This window comes from Sodalis sp. (in: enterobacteria), from assembly GCF_036327475.1.
In the GTDB taxonomy this organism is placed as follows: Bacteria; Pseudomonadota; Gammaproteobacteria; order Enterobacterales; family Enterobacteriaceae.
In genome coordinates this window covers 1463971-1479682 of sequence record NZ_CP132913.1, presented here as the reverse complement: position 1 = coordinate 1479682, position 15712 = coordinate 1463971, and the positions used below count along the sequence as shown (strand labels likewise).

Here is a 15712-nt window from a genome sequence, read left to right as displayed (position 1 = left end):
GGGAGCCGACAATGCTTTAGTCCGCTATCTTTCCGATGATGGGCACCTACGCCAGCCCACAGGAGTACGTTGGCGATTAAACGTATGCCGGTACCTTTAAACGTATGCCGGTACCCGATAGCCTGTATTATTGCAGATTGAGACTTGGTTCACCATATGCCAGAACCCTCCGTTTCCGTAATCGACAATAAGGATGTGCTGACCTTCGGCTGCTTGTTGACTCACAAAGACATGGAAATCGTCGGATGCCGGGCGTTCGCTACGTCAACAGCGCTGACGTCAAAGTTGGGGTCGATCGGCAATGTATGGGCAACACCATAGGCTGATGGCACCGGCGATGGGTTTCAATGGATTGAGGGAGAGGATCAGGATCTTGTCGCTAATGACGCTGATGACAAAATTAATCAGATGTATTTGCGGTTAACCATTGATGTTTTACGGAGTTGAATTGCAATATATGGATAAAATTATGTATCTCCGCGATCTCCGCGGAAAGCAGCCCACGTTAGCCACGGAATATAAAGGTACTACCGGATTATTGAATCCTGTTTTATCGAAACCTTGGCAAACCGTCGTGTCTTTGACTTACCGTAATAATTTCCACCGATGGTTACGCTAATCCTGCCGAGTAAGGAAGAGTAAAGAGTTCATACTCTCGATCATTGAACTGCGCCAGTCTATCAGCCAGTAATTTTCAGTGAACCTTATGAATGCGACTGAACGAATGAAGTGCTCTTCTTTTGACTGTGCATCCAGACATGGTCGACTTCAACATGATAGTGACCAGATCGGTATTCTGCCTGATGGCGTGTATTGTGTCAATGCGCCCGGTGATGCCGCACTCATCGGCGAACCGGGATTGAACACACTATAGCGCCATCCCATTTCGTAGATAGTTGCGACCTGAGCTCTCCCTGGAAGGCGCCGCATAAACGGCGATGATCACATTGCATTTGGCAATTGAAGGGGTAGGTTATACCTGATCCAACACGTTCTGCTCCGGCCTCGACGGTGTGAGCCGCTCTTGCATCGTACAATTGTCAGTGCTGCTCAAAGAAATTATCCTTCTTTGAGTGCAAGGGCTAATCATGTAGGGAAAGGTGATATTCATTATGAAAGTATGACCGCATTCATAGTCAGTACAAGTCACGCTATGGATTTGTTAATTCACGGTGCTTTTATGTTGTTTTTCTGATTATTGACTTTGCTCCACATGATGGGCACTCAATTCTCATTACACGCATGTTTATTGCTTTGGAAATATTTTATGATTTTAACTGATTATAATGAATCGCTCACTCTCTTGCGTCTCCCCTTTTCAAAATCAACATTTGTCGGGATTATCCCAGCAAGCCCAGCCTAAAATCAGTGAGCCGTCAAAACATCTTGCGCGCTGATACTTTGACGTTCTAAAACTCATCTTTTGCACTAATATCCACTATGTGGACAAATTTAATACCGTTAGGATCGCCTGTTCGGTATATCAAATATCGCGCTAAAGTTGCCGATCTCTTTTGATTGTTCAAGCTTCTGTATAATTTTCCGTCATATTCGGATCATTAGAATAGAACACGCCGTCGGTATGGGTACCGCTGTGATAGTAGCGGCGCCTGAATATTGGTGCTTCACCATTCAGCAATGCGAAACGAATGCCGCCGATGTAATCCGAAATATGATATTCTCCAGCGGGTAAATCATTGGCCGTTCCTATTGTAGCATCACAACTTCCTCGGTTTTGCACTGGCGAGTATATAACGCCGGTAATGGATAGAGAGCGATCACCGCCCCAGCCGTTGTGGGCCTCTAAAATTGCTACGCACCGAACGTCAACCGGTCAAAAGCGTGGCCAGTTTCGGCGATGCGGTCGGCGATAAATACCATGGCGTTACCGCTGGCGGTGGACGCGCAGCGTATTGTCATAAAGCTGGCGGCGATTTCGGTTTCTTCTTCCTCATTCCACTCCGCGCCAACAACGTCGATGTCGATCATCTTTATCAAAGGCGATTTTTTGTTTCAACGCCATAACAGGTTGCCACGGTCTGACGTATGGCAACATGTTGTATGCTTTCAAAACCACCGCTGCCCAGGCCGGTAGTGTCTACATCGATGTGCGTCATATTGTATTGGCCAAACAATTTCTTAATCTGTGCCGCTTACCAGCTCCAGTTCATCCCCTGTCAGTGAAACACACCTAACACGCGGAATTTTTCTACCTCGCCACACCTCACAGTTGCAATCGGACGCAATACACAGTCTTTGCTATCCACGAATTTGCCAGGCTTGTGTGGTTTATCGTCTTTGCTCGTCCCGGTTGATAATCACCTTGATATAGCGAGCTTCTACCAAATCTTCCTGATGTTTATTATGCTGAGCGCGCATCTTAACCAGATGGGCCATCAGGTTGTTCAGTTCTTGCTGTTCAGTGCTTGAAGCTCAAGTTTTGATTTGCCATCATGTAATGTTAACGTTTGAATGCGATGATGCAATGCTTCTTCTGTTGATCCGTGAGAGAGCAACTCAGACCAGCGCTATTTACTGCCTAATAATAGACGATACGTCGATTTGGCAAATTAAGCTCGCTGGCGATTTCCTGCGGGGTATAACGTTTTAAATAAAGCGCCCGCGCTACAGCGCTACACCTTTCAATTGCTCAGAATATTTTCCATATTCTGATGTGTTTGGCTAACAGCAGATATATCTAACTATTAGATGCAGAGGGAAAATCGGATAATGTAACGCCGGTCGATTCCATCATGCCGTTGCCGGTAGTGATTCCGTCGGTTTTACCGGCGGCAAGGTCGGATGAGCCCTTCATTCGTCAGATGTGGATGGCACAAGCTTGCCGAGCGTGAAACCGGGAGAGCAGTTACAGCAGCAGTGCGCCGAGGTATCGCAGCGCGTCACGCGAGCGAGTGACTGGAAGCGAAAAACTAATCAGGTCATCCGTGAAACCTTGATGATGCGTAAAGTGACGGCAGACAGTGAAACGCGAACTGATTAGCCGTGAACAACTTCCAGGCGGCAGACAAACCACTGTGATCAGCACGGCATCGCTGTTTACAAGCACTATTCATCAGGTTACAACGGGTCATTACAGCATTGAGGTTAATGGAGGCCATCTTAATTGCAGTAAGCGGTAATGCAGAATATGATCTCATCACGGCATGGATTGGGTCGGAATAAATTAACATGGTGCATTTGATGCCAAACACTGTTACCTTTGTGCAGCAGCTGGCAAAGCAATTAGCCAGCTGCTGCACCCGTCAAGCAGTCAGCCGACTAACAATGATGCGTTTGCGCAAAGTAGATAAGGGCCGAAGCGCTGGCCGAGGAAAATACACCTGTTATCAGTAAGTAGTCCGCTCAACATACCCATTCACAGAGCCAATTTGGATTCAATTTGGCACTAATTGTTACTTTAAATTATTTGTATAATACAAGATGTGTTAATTAGTGCAAGCCCGGTAAAATTTTGTGTTAAGCAGAACCTAACTGTCGGAGTTCGTCATGCCGGTTAGATTATATATTTTGGCAATGACATCAGTATAGGAGATGATGTCATCATCGGTGCGATGATATTTGTTAATAAAAACATTCTTCAACAAAATCGCTATTAAAAAAAGAGATAACCTTCCTGTATATACATAAGGCATTAAGAAGTAATATAGTACACTTAAGCCTCGAAAACCACACAATCCTCACCAGGTACTAAATCTGTCAAGCCTCCCAGAACGCGCTCAGAGAAACGTAGTGCCAAATCCGATCGCGAAACCATTTCTCGCGGTATACTGCCGCGTTTATGCGGCCTGCCCGCAATGAACAAGAAAGTGACAAAATGGTGCTATACCGCACCTGCCTGTGGTTATCGATATGAAAATAATTTCAGTTTTTCGAGGATACAAATCATCTGGCCAGCCTGTGTAAATTGAAAAGAGTGAAAGTGATTACAGTTTTTCCCAGAAAGTGGTCCGCGGTAGAATCGATGGAGAATTCAATAAGTTGAAAAACATGATGAAAATCTTTATTCAGAGGGGATTAGATAACGTCAAGTTAAGCAAATTGGAAAAACCTGTGGCGGGATGGGGCGGCGTTTTGTAAACTGAAAAGTAGTTTAATTATATCGCGCACAACTCAGTTAGCAAAGAAGAGTCGCGAAGAAGGGTCGCGTTCAATCTTTAGCAATAATTTCAAAGAAGAGCCGAACGGCACGCGAGAAGGGCTAACGCCTACAGCTGCAGCAAATCCACCTTGCGTCAGTTCGCGTGATTCCCGCATGCTTTTAACGTCACGTGAGTAGTGGCGGTGAATAGTGGCTGGGGCCAGTTCACCTTTTCGATGGCCACCATTTGTTCCATTTTAGTAAGTTGGTCAAAGAGTTCTTTTTCCATCGTACTAATTTCATTAGAAATCTTGTTTGGTACTTTCTTCTTTTGCTCGGACAAATGATCTTGCGATTTTTTAAATAAACTAGTGGTATGCTCAGCAAGGTAGCGGCAAATAACCCTCATACCACCTCGCAGCAAAAAGTCTGACGCTTCTGAAAACTGTCATCATCAATCAGTTCTGAGCGCTGTTTATGAAAACCGATGTTTCTATAAATCTGAAGTGTCCTATCTTCTCCATAAGACTCGTATAGAGCACGACTGTCAACAGGAAGTTGTACGGAGTACGAGCTTTGAGCGTTTATAAATTAATATAAGGCAGGATGAACAAAATTAATTTGGAAGAAAGTTCGTGATACACTTAGATATTTAGTAAATAAAGAACAAAACTGCTGTAAGAGGTTTATTAACTTATTGATTTTAAATGAAATCATGATGGCCCCTGCTGGATTTGAACCAGCGACCAAGCGATTATGAGTCGTCTGCTCTAACCACTGAGCTAAGGGGCCGAGTGGGCACTGATTATAAATGATGGAACCAATGGGGTCTATAGTCTCCCTCTTGCCAGATGGATGATTTATCGCCGTTTTTGGTTAGTATCGTTAATACTTCCCAAGGCCAAAGATAAATGATGGGGATCAATAATAGAAGATATTCTCATGTATACGGGTGATGTTTTACGGCATCAATCCGAGTTATACAGCGCATATAAAGGGGGAATTTCGTTAATCTAACAACCGGTTTGGAAAACGATTCATTTGGCGGGGTTTACGTCAAGCCAGCTGTGTCTGCACCACGCGCTGGTGGCGCGACCCACTAACGAAGCTTTTGGACTGTCGCTGACGGAATACAGTCAGGGTAGCGAGCGGCTGATGAGCGAGATAAAAACCTATCAGCCTCAGGTGCTGACAATTTTTAAGCAAGCGTACTACCGGCGTTTCAGGTAATGAACGCTCCTGGAAATGGCAGGAATGGCGCATTAGAGTGACGCAGCTCTGGGTAATGCCCAATCCCAGCAGCCTGATCGTTTGAGGGGGTGATTCGCTGCTGTCGGCCTATCGCGCCCTGGCCAACACACCCTCTCTGCTGACCAGCGCACGGGCTATACGAGTGTCTACAGGGTTTATCGTGCGTTGTAAGCAGGGGGGGAATAGCTCTGCCACCATGGGACTTAATCGTCCAGGAAGCTGCGCAGCACTTCAGACCGGCTTGGGTGTCGCAGTTTACGCAGCGCTTTCGCTTCGATCTGACGAATGCGCTCGCGGGTGACGTCGAACTGTTTCCCCACTTCCTCAAGCGTATGGTCGGTATTCATGTCGATACCGAAGCGCATGCGCAACACCTTGGCTTCGCGCGCTGTAAGGCCGGCTAATACATCATGGGTCGCTGAACGCAGGCTCTCGGAAGTGGCGGAATCCAGCGGAAGTTCGAGGGTCGTATCCTCGATGAAATCCCCCAGATGCGAATCTTCATCGTCGCCGATAGGCGTTTCCATGGAGATAGGCTCTTTAGCGATTTTCAGTACCTTACGGATTTTATCTTCCGGCATCAGCATGCGTTCGGCCAGCTCTTCTGGCGTCGGTTCGCGTCCCATTTTCTGCAGCATCTGTCTGGAGATACGGTTGAGCTTGTTGATGGTCTCAATCATATGCACCGGGATGCGGATGGTGCGCGCTTGGTCGGCGATAGAGCGAGTGATGGCCTGGCGGATCCACCACGTGGCGTAGGTCGAGAACTTGTAGCCGCGGCGATATTCAAATTTGTCCACAGCCTTCATCAAACCGATGTTCCCCTCCTGAATCAGATCCAGGAACTGTAGGCCGCGATTAGTGTATTTTTTGGCGATAGAAATAACCAGACGCAGATTCGCTTCAACCATTTCTTTCTTGGCGCGCCGCGCCTTGGCTTCGCCGATCGACATACGGCGGTTGATATCCTTCACCTGCTCGATGGTCAAGCCGGTTTCTTCTTCAATCTGCCGCAGCTTTCGCAGGCTGCGATGCACATCATCATCGACCTCATGCAGTTTTTCTGACCAGGGCTTATTCATGGCCAACGCGGCTTTGAACCAGCTTTCGCTGGTTTCATTGCCAGCGAACAGCGTGACGAAGTTTTTCTTCGGCATCTTGCTGATTTCAACGCACAGCTTCATGATCAAACGTTCCTGGGTACGCACGCGATCCATCATGGTGCGCATGTTATTGACCAGGTAATCGAACTGTTTCGGCACCAGGCGGAGCTGTTTGAACACATCGGAAAGATTTAGAATCTCCGCGGCCGATTTGGCATGGCTGCGCCCGTTTGTTTTGATGACGTTGCGGGTGATTTCGTACTGCTCACGCAGCTCGATAAATTTTTGGCGCGCCAGCTCCGGATCGATGCTGTTGTCATCCGTGCTGTCGTCGTCGCCGTTCTCTTTATCCTCGTCGTCGTCATCGGCGATTTCCTCGGCGGAGAGTTCAGAGCCGATATGGGTTGCGCTGGATGCCATATTTTCTTCCGCGTTAGGATCGACAAAGCCAGTGATAAGATCGGACAGGCGGGCCTCGCCGGCCTCGACGCGGTCATACTGTTCCAGCAGGTAGGCGATGGCTTCAGGGTATTCGGCGACTGAGCACTGAACCTGATTAATACCATCTTCGATACGTTTGGCGATATCGATCTCACCTTCACGGGTCAGCAACTCCACGGTACCCATTTCACGCATATACATGCGTACCGGGTCGGTGGTGCGGCCAATCTCGGACTCGACGCTGGACAAGACCTGCGCCGCGGCTTCTGCCGCATCTTCGTCGGTGTCGGAGGTGGTTTCTGCCAGCAGCAGGTCATCGGCGTCCGGTGCTTCTTCCATCACCTTGATGCCCATGTCGTTTATCATCTGGATGATATCTTCGATCTGATCGGAGTCGACGATATCCTCCGGCAGATGGTCATTGACTTCAGCAAAAGTCAAATAGCCTTGCTCCTTACCACGCATGACAAGCAGCTTGAGCTGTGACTGCGAGTTTTGCTCCATAAGACGGTATCCACACTTCAGAGTAATGATCGGTGTTGGTTGGTGAAAGCGCATCACCAACAAGAGATCTAGGCTTCGTTTCGTGCCCTAGCCCAATACAGCATTCAGGTTTTTTTCGCCAGCGCTTGGTTCAGCGACCAGAGCTCCTGGCGTTCTTCGGCCGTTAGGCTGTGGGTCCGGTCGCGGGCGATAAGCGCTTCCTGGCGGTGTTCAAGTATGGAGTCGTAAAGACTTGCCAGGGTGTCGACAAATGTCGCCTCGATCATCTCATCGATGATCATGTGGTTCCAGGTCGCCAAAGTTTCAAGTTGTGAGGAAGACTTACTCTCCCGATAATGCTCCAGCAATTGGCCGGTCGTTAACCCCGGCTGGGCCTGGCAGGCCTCTACTAACTCGATAAACAACGGCACGCCCGGCAGACTTGTCTGCTCAAGTCCCTGGACCGTGGGAACCAAGGCGGAAAGCCGCGGATGTTGCACCAGCAATCCTATCAGGATACGCATGGTTGTGCGTTTTATCCGCGTCTGCGGTGAAATATTTGCCTTTAGCGTCGCCTTGGACAGCAGTTTCTCTAACTGACTGTCGTCAAGGATTCCCAGTTTATTGCCTAGCTGCTGGCGCAGATAAAGACGCAATGTCTCCCCGGGCACTTGTCCTATCAGCGGCAGCGCCAGGGTACTGAGTTTAGCACGGCCGTCAGGGCTGCTTAAATCAACCTGTGTCATCAGTGTTTCAAATAGGAACGTTGACAGCACCAGCGCCCGTTCGATGCGCTGTTCAAACGCCTCTTTACCAATTTTGTGAACCAGCGTATCGGGATCTTCTCCTTCCGGCAGGAACATAAAACGCAGTTGGCGGCCGTCGCTTAGGTAGGGCAGCGCGTTTTTCAGTGTACGCCAGGCCGCTTCACGTCCGGCGCGATCGCCATCATAACAGCAGATCACACGATCGGTGACGCGATAAAGCAGTTGAATATGGTCAGTGGTAGTCGAGGTGCCCAACGAAGCCACCGCATAGTCGATACCGAACTGCGCCAGCGCCACTACGTCCATATACCCTTCGACTACGAGCAGCCGGGATAATTCCGGATGCTGTCGTTGGGCCTCATACAGACCGTACAGCTGGCGGCTTTTATGGAAAATGTCGGTTTCCGGAGAGTTTAGGTACTTTGGCTGCCCATCGCCCAATATCCGCCCGCCGAAGGCGATAACGCGGCCGTGTCTGTCGCGGATCGGAAACATGATGCGTTCACGAAAACGATCGTAGGTTCGACCGTTTTCGTTGACCACCAGCATGCCGGCATCGTTGAGCCCGGCGCGATCCTCCGCCGAACGGCCGAAACGCTTAATGACATTATCCCAACCAGGCGGCGCGAAGCCAATGGCGAAATGCGCGATGACCGCTTTGCTTAGTCCGCGCCGTTGCAAATAGTGATCGGCCCGCGTCGCTGTTGGCGCCCTTAACGCCTGCTGGTAAAAACCGCTGAGTTTGTCCATCAGCTGATACAGACTTTGACGCTGATGGCGCTCCTGTTGATTCGGGCTAGAGCCGGTTTCATACGGCACTTCCAGACCGTGCTGGACTGCCAGTTCCTCGATGGATTCAACGAATTCCAACCGATCGTAATTCATCAAAAAGTCGATAGCATTGCCGTGGGCGCCGCAGCCAAAACAATGGTAAAACTGCTTTTCGCCGTTCACGCTAAACGACGGGGTTTTATCATGATGGAATGGACAGCAGGCGTGAAAGTTCTTGCCCTGTTTTCTGAGCTTTACCCGTGCATCGATCAGATCGACAATGTCGGTACGTGCCAACAAGTCTTTGATAAAGACACGTGGGATTCGTCCAACCATAGCCTTGTCAAGTAGCACTTGAACAACAACGAGCCGCGCAACCCTTCCGGACAGCACGGCCTTCATATGCAACAGTTAAGTCTGCGGATTAATCACGCGGTCGGGGTAGCTCGTACCTCGGAAAATCAATACAGACGAGTGCGGCGTGCGTTTTCGCGAGCCAGTTTTTTGGCATGACGTTTAACGGCGGACGCTCTAGCGCGTTTACGTTCAGTCGTCGGTTTTTCATAAAACTTGCGACGACGAACTTCTGCCAGAATACCTGCTTTTTCGCAGGAACGCTTGAAGCGACGCAGTGCTACATCGAAGGGCTCGTTTTCACGTACTTTAATTACCGGCATGTGCTTCTCACCTCGATAGAATTCGGATTTTGTCGCTGACCTGCGCCAGTCTTTTTAATATGGCGCCAGATTTTACTTTGAGCCTGCTCGCTTTGTAAAGCGCCACGCTGTACGATCTCATGATCCTCCCGCCGTGTACGGCATAATTATATGATGTTAGCGGTAAAAGCGCCAAAGGCGCGCAAAAAGAAAAGCCAACATCAATCGGCGTAATCGTTTAATTAATATCATGATGGCCGCTGGAAAGATAGCAGTTTACGCCAAGAGTGATTCCAACGCCTCATCGCGCGTAGAATTATGATAGACTGTGCGCCGCAAAAGGATGGTAATGACATATGCGCGTATTGGGTATTGAGACGTCATGCGATGAAACCGGCGTGGCGATTTACGATCAGCATCAAGGGTTGCTGGTTAATCAACTGTACAGTCAGGTGAAACTGCACGCCGATTATGGTGGGGTGGTGCCGGAGCTGGCCTCCCGCGATCACATCATCAAAATCGTGCCGCTGATTCAGGCGGTGCTGGCACAGCTGCGGGTCGGTATGCGGGCGTCGGATATCCATGGGGTGGCCTACACCGCCGGACCGGGTTTGGTTGGTGCATTGATGGTCGGCGCCACCGTCGGTCGCGCACTGGCTTATGCCTGGCGGGTCCCGGCGGTCGCCGTGCATCACATGGAAGCGCATCTGCTGGCGCCCATGCTGGAGGCAAACCCGCCAGCGTTTCCGTTCGTGGCACTGCTTGTTTCCGGCAGCCATACCCAGCTTATCGCGGTGACAGGTATTGGCGAATATCGACTGTTGGGTGAGTCTGTTGATGATTCCGTCGGTGAGGCGTTCGATAAAACTGCCAAGCTCCTAGGACTGGATTATCCCGGCGGGCCGATGCTTGCGCGTCTGGCACAGCAGGGCGTTCCGGGACGTTACACGTTCCCGCGCCCGATGACCGGCCGGCCGGGGATGGCATTCAGCTTCTCTGGATTGAAAACCTTCGCCGCCAACACCGTTCGTGCCGGCGCCGATGATCATCAGACGCGCGCAGACATCGCGCGGGCATTCGAAGACGCCGTGGTGGAGACACTGATGATCAAATGCCGGCGCGCGCTCGATCTTACCGGTTTCTCACGGTTGGTGATGGCCGGCGGCGTCAGCGCCAATTGCTCCCTACGCGCCAGCCTGGGGGAAATGATGCGCCAGCGTGGCGGGAAGGTGTTCTACGCCCGTCCTGAGTTTTGTACGGATAATGGCGCGATGATCGCCTATGCCGGCATGGTGCGACTGCAGGGTGGGGCGCGGGAGGATCTGGCGGTGTCAGTACGGCCTCGCTGGCTGCTTGAGGAATTGCCGGCGCTCGTCACCTGAATCAATTTTGCTTTGTTGCTGGCGGTATCTCGGTCTTTTGCCGGCGGCGCCAGATTCGGCTTTCTTGACCGCACCACAGCCGCTGAATATTGTCATGGTGGTGTAAGAGCACCATGACAGGGAGTCTTGCGACCGGAAAGGTGAATTGCGGCTTGAACCACCAGACATAGAAGGGCGCGATCAAGGCGCTGACATCTCCCCAGCAAAGAATAACCGGAGAGCAGTACCGTCAGAAGCCAGGTGCCTATCATCAGGCTGTATAGATCATAGCCAATTGAATAGCTCCCAAGGTGGTAGCAACCCCTTTGCGCCGCGAAAGTGAAAGAATACCGGATAAATATGGCCAAGACAGATGGCAATCATCATTGGGCTCAGCCAGAACGGCAGCAGCTTGAGGCCGTAGCCTATACACACCTAGATCGTCCCCTTGGGTATATCGAATACCATCATGCCGTGGCCGCCGGTTTGTCGCTAAGCCGCAGCGCATTGGTGGCGCCGGGATTGTCGGAGCCGCTGGCACGTGGCTCCGACAGACACGCGATTTTGCAGATCAGGATCGCGCTGGATACTGAGCCGCACAGCTAGGCGAAGATTATCATGCCAATCCGATAGCATTCATAATCACATTCCATTCATCAACATTCGTTTTATTTCGCTATCTGTGGATAATGCGCATATTACCGAGGAAGTAGTATCCGATAACCACAAAAACCGAGTATGGCACATGGACATTGTATTTATTGAGCAATTAACGATAATGGCGGCAATAGGCGTCTATGATTGGGAGCAGCAACGCCTTCAGAAATTAGTTTTCGACCTGGAAATGGGCTGGGACACCCGCCCGGCGGCACGTAGCGATGATGTTGCGGACTGCCTGAACTATGCGGATGTCACCGAAGCCGTGCTGTCGCTCGTGAACGGCAGGCGTTTTGCTCTGGTGGAGCGGGTCGCCGAGGAGACGGCGGAGCGGCTAATGACCCAGTTTGAATTGCCATGGATATGCGTCAAAATCGGTAAATCCAGTGCGGTACCGCAGGCGGCAAATGTCGGCGTCGTCATCGAGCGCAGTCGGCAAAAATTCTGAAATAGCACAGCGGTAATCACTTGGCCATACGGTTGCAACCAAATTATCGTATGTTTGTCTCAATGAGCGGGAGATTTAGTGGCTGGTCTATTTACACACCGCCGCTTTTATTATCGTGACTTTGATGGAAACGTTGTATGGCGGATATGCATGAGTAGGTTATCACGTTCATTCTGTGGTGGTAGAAGGATTAATGATGGAATTTCTGCCGGTTTACAGATGACAAGCCTAAGGCCTTCTCCTATTGGGGTCGATCCTGACGGTAGTAGTGTTTTGGCGCCGGCTGTTTTGTCTTATCGGTATTCATTTTAGGCAGGTACCTCACGATGGGGCCGGCAGCAGTCGTTCGCATTTGTGGCATATCTTGTTGGCATGATCCCGGCGGCGGTGCTGGGATTGGTCTTTCATGAGCAGATTAAATCCATCTTCACGCCGTAGTATATCATGCATGCTCTGGTGGGAGTTTGCCTCTGCTAGAGGGGAATGGCTGAAACCCAAGCAACCACGTGCGGGCAGGCATTGATGATTTGGATCGGCCGTTTCCAGTGTTTGGCGCTGTGGCCGAGCTTTTTCCACTCCGACGCCACCATCAGAGGCGGTCTTTGTCGGCGTCAGCTGTTATGTCGCATCTGAGTTTTCATTGATATTGGCGATGCCGATGATGCTGGGCACTACGGTGTTTTATCTCTACAAAAACTTGCCTTTCTCGCTTGGTAGGATTATCCGATGTTCACCATCGGCTTCGTCACCGCCTTCGTTGGCCCTGCCATCAAACTTCTTCCTACAAATCATCAAGCGCATCTCATCGCGCCATTGCCATCTATTGCTTTATGCCGGCGGCGGTGGTATATCGTGACTTGATCTTGATCGACTGATCGGGCGTCATCGGCTTCTTTCGCTGCGTCGATGCTGGCCGAGCAATGGGAGCCAACGCCGACGTCACGCCTAGCACGTGGGCAGCCAAACGATAAAGCGTCAAATGTCGCCAAGGAGTGCAACAGCGCCCGACCCGTCGCCAGGATGTGGCAATAACGCCAGACCGTGGGCAGGGCGGAGAAGTGCAGCGGATGCCGCCGATAGGCGCTAGACTTAATTCGCGGCTGCGTGGCGTTCTGGATGCAGCGTTCACGGCGGCGGCTCAGTCCCAAATGGCTTCAGTGTCGCTGCTTGCCTGCTGTCGCTTCCAACTGGCCAGAGCCTGCTGACGCCGCTGGGTAAGCTCCTCGCCGATCTCGGCGCCGTTGAATCCCGCCGCCATAACGTCGCGCGTGGTAACCGACGCAGCCACATTGAGCGCTTCACGTAGGAAATTTCCCTGCGGATAGAGATGGTTTTCGCAACCGGTACGTCCGCGAGCGTCAGCTTCGCTGGCGAGGATCACTTGCTCCAAACGCTCCGGCCGGCGCCAGACATCAATGGCGCTGAAGAATTTTATCAGCGTCTTCGGCGTCAGATTTTCGGCGCTGTGCAACAAGTCATGGTATTGGGTTACGATCTTCGCTAAATTACGCAGCGAATTAGGTACCTTCAGACGCTGGCACAGTTCTTCCACCACCTTTACCCCAGCCTGGCCGTGGCCATGATGGCTGGGCCACAATTCGCGCGGGGTCAGCGCTTTGCCCACATCATGGCAAAGCGTGGCGAAACGTACCGCGATATCGTCCGATAGCCTGGCTGCCATCGATACCGTCATGAGGGTATGAGTGCCGGTATCAATTTCCGGATGCCATTTTGCCGGCGCAGGGACGCCAAACAGCGCATCGACTTCCGGGAACAACGTTTTCAATGACCCGCAGTTGCGCAATACCTGAAAATAAACTTGTGGGTTACGGGTTTCCAGCGCCCGCTCGGTCTCTTTCCAGACCCGCTCGGGAGCTAGCAGCGACAGCTCATCGGTCATATGCTGCATCAGCGCCAGCGTTTCCGGCGCAATGCGAAAATTCAGATGAGCAAAACGCGCAGCAAAACGAGCGACCCGCAGCACCCGTAATGGATCTTCGCCGAAGGCATCGGAGACATGACGTAGCCAGCGCTGGCGGATATCGCGCCGCCCCTGATAGGGATCGATCAGATTGCCCTGGTCATCTCGGGCGATGGCGTTGATGGTGAGATCGCGGCGGCGCAAATCCTCTTCCAGCGTAACTTCCGGCGATGAGTGGCAAATGAAACCAGTATACCCTTGACCGGATTTGCGCTCAGTACGCGCCAGCGCATACTCTTCGCGGCTTTCCGGGTGCAGGAAAACCGGGAAGTCCTTGCCAATCTGCTGATAACCCTGCGCCAGCATATCTTGCGGCGTCGCGCCGACCACGACCCAATCCCTTTCCGTGACGGGGAGCTGTAAGATATCGTCACGCACGGCGCCGCCCACCAGATATTTTTTCACAATTCACTCCTGGCAAAGCCAGTGTTACCTTACCGGTACTATCTATTGAGTGTAGCCGTATTTTGCACGCGATTCACCGGTGCTGTAGCGGATACGCGGCTCAGTTCACCCCGTGGTTGTCTTTTTGCGGCTGGAATGATGTGGGCAGCAGCAGGCCCAACAGGCCAACGCTGACCACGCCGCCCCATACTGAACCACTGCAGATAATGGTGCGCTGTTTATCGTCAAGCTGAACCGCCGCTGCGTTGATTTTTTCTGAGCCGTCGTGAGTTGATCCTTCAGCGCCTGATTCTGCTTTTTGAGATCATTGATAATACCATCGCTGATAACCACTTTTCTGCATGTCGGTACACTGATTCCAACCGGTATCGAGGATACTGAGTTTTGCGTCAGATTCCGCACCTGCTGCTCCAGCGCCGGCATCCTGGTACGTAGGCTGGGCTGTGCGCTCAACCTGTCCAGCGGGACCCATGCATTGCGACTCTTTTCATTGCACATCTGCGTCAAGCCGGCGTCGTTGTTTTGGCCGACAAGGGCCGACAAGCGTAACGGCATCGCCAGAATTCAAGGTGCTGACAAGCAGGCCGTCGGAAAACGTTGCTCGCCGGCGCTGACAACGCAGGCGAGACCCAGATTGAGCGCGACGAAGTCAATATGGCATAATCTCAGCATTATTCCGTCATTTTTTAGCAATGTTGCACGATTAGTGGCGGCCTCAGTTTGACGACGCAACGTCGTGTCCGAAATGAGAATACTCTTACTCTCGGACTCGCACCGGGCCCGTTGCCGCTGCCGCCACACGATGAGGTGGCATCCACGGGCGCGACGTTCATTCTTCGCCGCCGATGGCGGGTTACGAAATCGAATTAAAGCTTATCGAGCCGCCCGAGATGCTGCCAGCACTGCGGCAGTGGTTATCGGCGACGGGCCATGACGGTCATGCGCTCCGGCGATTGATCAATACCTTATTTTGAGACAGACAGTTTTGATTTACGCCGCCATGGCATAGGGTTACGTATCCGTCAGGTAGAAGGGCAATATGAGATGACGATGAAAACCGCTGGGCAGATTATCGACGGGTTACATCCGTGAGAAACAGCGGGTGACGCAGGGTGAAAGCCAGATCGAGGTGAGGTCAGTGCTGGCCATCTCAGTGAGGCGATCTGTGAAATGGGGTGGCTGAGCGGCAACGCGCGCGATCTCTCTACCTTTTCCAGGACACTAAGCGATGCTGCCGGCCTTCATTATAGGTAGGCTGAGCAAAGCCGCGCGCGGTTATCATCTTCAGC

At 51.5% G+C, this 15712-nt stretch carries 13 protein-coding genes, 1 tRNA gene and 2 pseudogenes; 7 read left to right on the top strand and 9 right to left on the bottom strand.

What is annotated here, in order from left to right:
- Positions 1-1812 precede the first annotated feature (1812 nt).
- Entirely contained in the window at positions 1813-1989 is a 177-nt protein-coding gene (locus GPOALKHO_RS07965; protein WP_406702039.1) for a hypothetical protein, read from the bottom strand.
- Between the two features lie 550 nt (positions 1990-2539).
- Positions 2540-2647, bottom strand: a complete 108-nt coding sequence (locus GPOALKHO_RS07960) for a terminase gpP N-terminus-related DNA-binding protein (RefSeq protein WP_406703456.1) — start codon at positions 2645-2647, stop codon at positions 2540-2542.
- A gap of 192 nt (positions 2648-2839) precedes the next feature.
- Between GPOALKHO_RS07960 and GPOALKHO_RS07955 the strand changes: the two genes are divergently transcribed.
- Positions 2840-3001, top strand: a complete 162-nt coding sequence (locus GPOALKHO_RS07955; protein ID WP_406702037.1) for a hypothetical protein — start codon at positions 2840-2842, stop codon at positions 2999-3001.
- A gap of 1252 nt (positions 3002-4253) precedes the next feature.
- Here the strand turns inward: GPOALKHO_RS07955 and GPOALKHO_RS07950 are convergent.
- Together GPOALKHO_RS07950 and GPOALKHO_RS07945 are read right to left on the bottom strand one after the other, a co-directional pair.
- Positions 4254-4508, bottom strand: coding sequence for a hypothetical protein (locus GPOALKHO_RS07950; RefSeq protein ID WP_406702036.1), 255 nt, complete (start codon positions 4506-4508; stop codon positions 4254-4256).
- A gap of 310 nt (positions 4509-4818) precedes the next feature.
- A tRNA-Ile gene (locus tag GPOALKHO_RS07945) sits at positions 4819-4891 on the bottom strand.
- A gap of 249 nt (positions 4892-5140) precedes the next feature.
- Here GPOALKHO_RS07945 and GPOALKHO_RS07940 point away from each other — a divergent pair.
- Entirely contained in the window at positions 5141-5329 is a 189-nt protein-coding gene (locus GPOALKHO_RS07940) for a hypothetical protein (RefSeq protein ID WP_406702034.1), read from the top strand.
- A gap of 224 nt (positions 5330-5553) precedes the next feature.
- On the opposite strand, the gene rpoD is transcribed toward GPOALKHO_RS07940, so the two are convergent.
- From rpoD to rpsU, 3 genes are all read right to left on the bottom strand, one after another.
- Positions 5554-7398: an RNA polymerase sigma factor RpoD gene (gene rpoD, locus GPOALKHO_RS07935; protein WP_406702033.1), complete on the bottom strand. Its 1845-nt coding sequence runs from the start codon at positions 7396-7398 to the stop codon at positions 5554-5556.
- A gap of 104 nt (positions 7399-7502) precedes the next feature.
- A complete protein-coding gene (gene dnaG / locus GPOALKHO_RS07930; RefSeq protein WP_406702031.1) occupies positions 7503-9251 on the bottom strand; it encodes a DNA primase in 1749 nt (582 codons plus the stop codon).
- A 125-nt stretch (positions 9252-9376) separates the two neighbouring features.
- Positions 9377-9592, bottom strand: coding sequence for a 30S ribosomal protein S21 (gene rpsU, locus GPOALKHO_RS07925; RefSeq protein ID WP_406702029.1), 216 nt, complete (start codon positions 9590-9592; stop codon positions 9377-9379).
- Positions 9593-9927: 335 nt separating this feature from the next.
- On the opposite strand from rpsU, the gene tsaD reads away from it, so the two are divergent.
- Positions 9928-10953 carry a tRNA (adenosine(37)-N6)-threonylcarbamoyltransferase complex transferase subunit TsaD gene (tsaD, locus tag GPOALKHO_RS07920; protein WP_406702027.1) on the top strand — a complete coding sequence of 342 codons (1026 nt, stop codon included), beginning with the start codon at positions 9928-9930 and terminating at the stop codon, positions 10951-10953.
- Between the two features lies 1 nt (position 10954).
- On the opposite strand, the pseudogene plsY reads toward tsaD, so the two are convergent.
- Positions 10955-11534: pseudogene (gene plsY / locus GPOALKHO_RS07915) on the bottom strand (glycerol-3-phosphate 1-O-acyltransferase PlsY).
- Positions 11535-11677: 143 nt separating this feature from the next.
- Here plsY and folB point away from each other — a divergent pair.
- Entirely contained in the window at positions 11678-12037 is a 360-nt protein-coding gene (folB, locus tag GPOALKHO_RS07910) for a dihydroneopterin aldolase (protein ID WP_406703454.1), read from the top strand.
- Between the two features lie 235 nt (positions 12038-12272).
- Positions 12273-12912 (top strand): annotated as a pseudogene (locus GPOALKHO_RS07905) (undecaprenyl-diphosphate phosphatase); the annotation flags it as partial.
- Positions 12913-13175: 263 nt separating this feature from the next.
- Here GPOALKHO_RS07905 and GPOALKHO_RS07900 read toward each other — a convergent pair.
- Positions 13176-14423 carry a multifunctional CCA addition/repair protein gene (locus tag GPOALKHO_RS07900; RefSeq protein ID WP_406702026.1) on the bottom strand — a complete coding sequence of 416 codons (1248 nt, stop codon included), beginning with the start codon at positions 14421-14423 and terminating at the stop codon, positions 13176-13178.
- 845 nt (positions 14424-15268) lie between these two features.
- Between GPOALKHO_RS07900 and GPOALKHO_RS07895 the strand changes: the two genes are divergently transcribed.
- Positions 15269-15397 (top strand): hypothetical protein, encoded by a 129-nt coding sequence (locus GPOALKHO_RS07895; RefSeq protein ID WP_406702024.1) that lies wholly within the window; start codon positions 15269-15271, stop codon positions 15395-15397.
- On the top strand, positions 15384-15515 hold the full coding sequence (locus tag GPOALKHO_RS07890) for a CYTH domain-containing protein (RefSeq protein WP_406703453.1): 132 nt from the start codon (positions 15384-15386) through the stop codon (positions 15513-15515). Before GPOALKHO_RS07895 ends, GPOALKHO_RS07890 begins: the two co-directional genes overlap by 14 nt.
- Positions 15516-15712 lie beyond the last annotated feature (197 nt).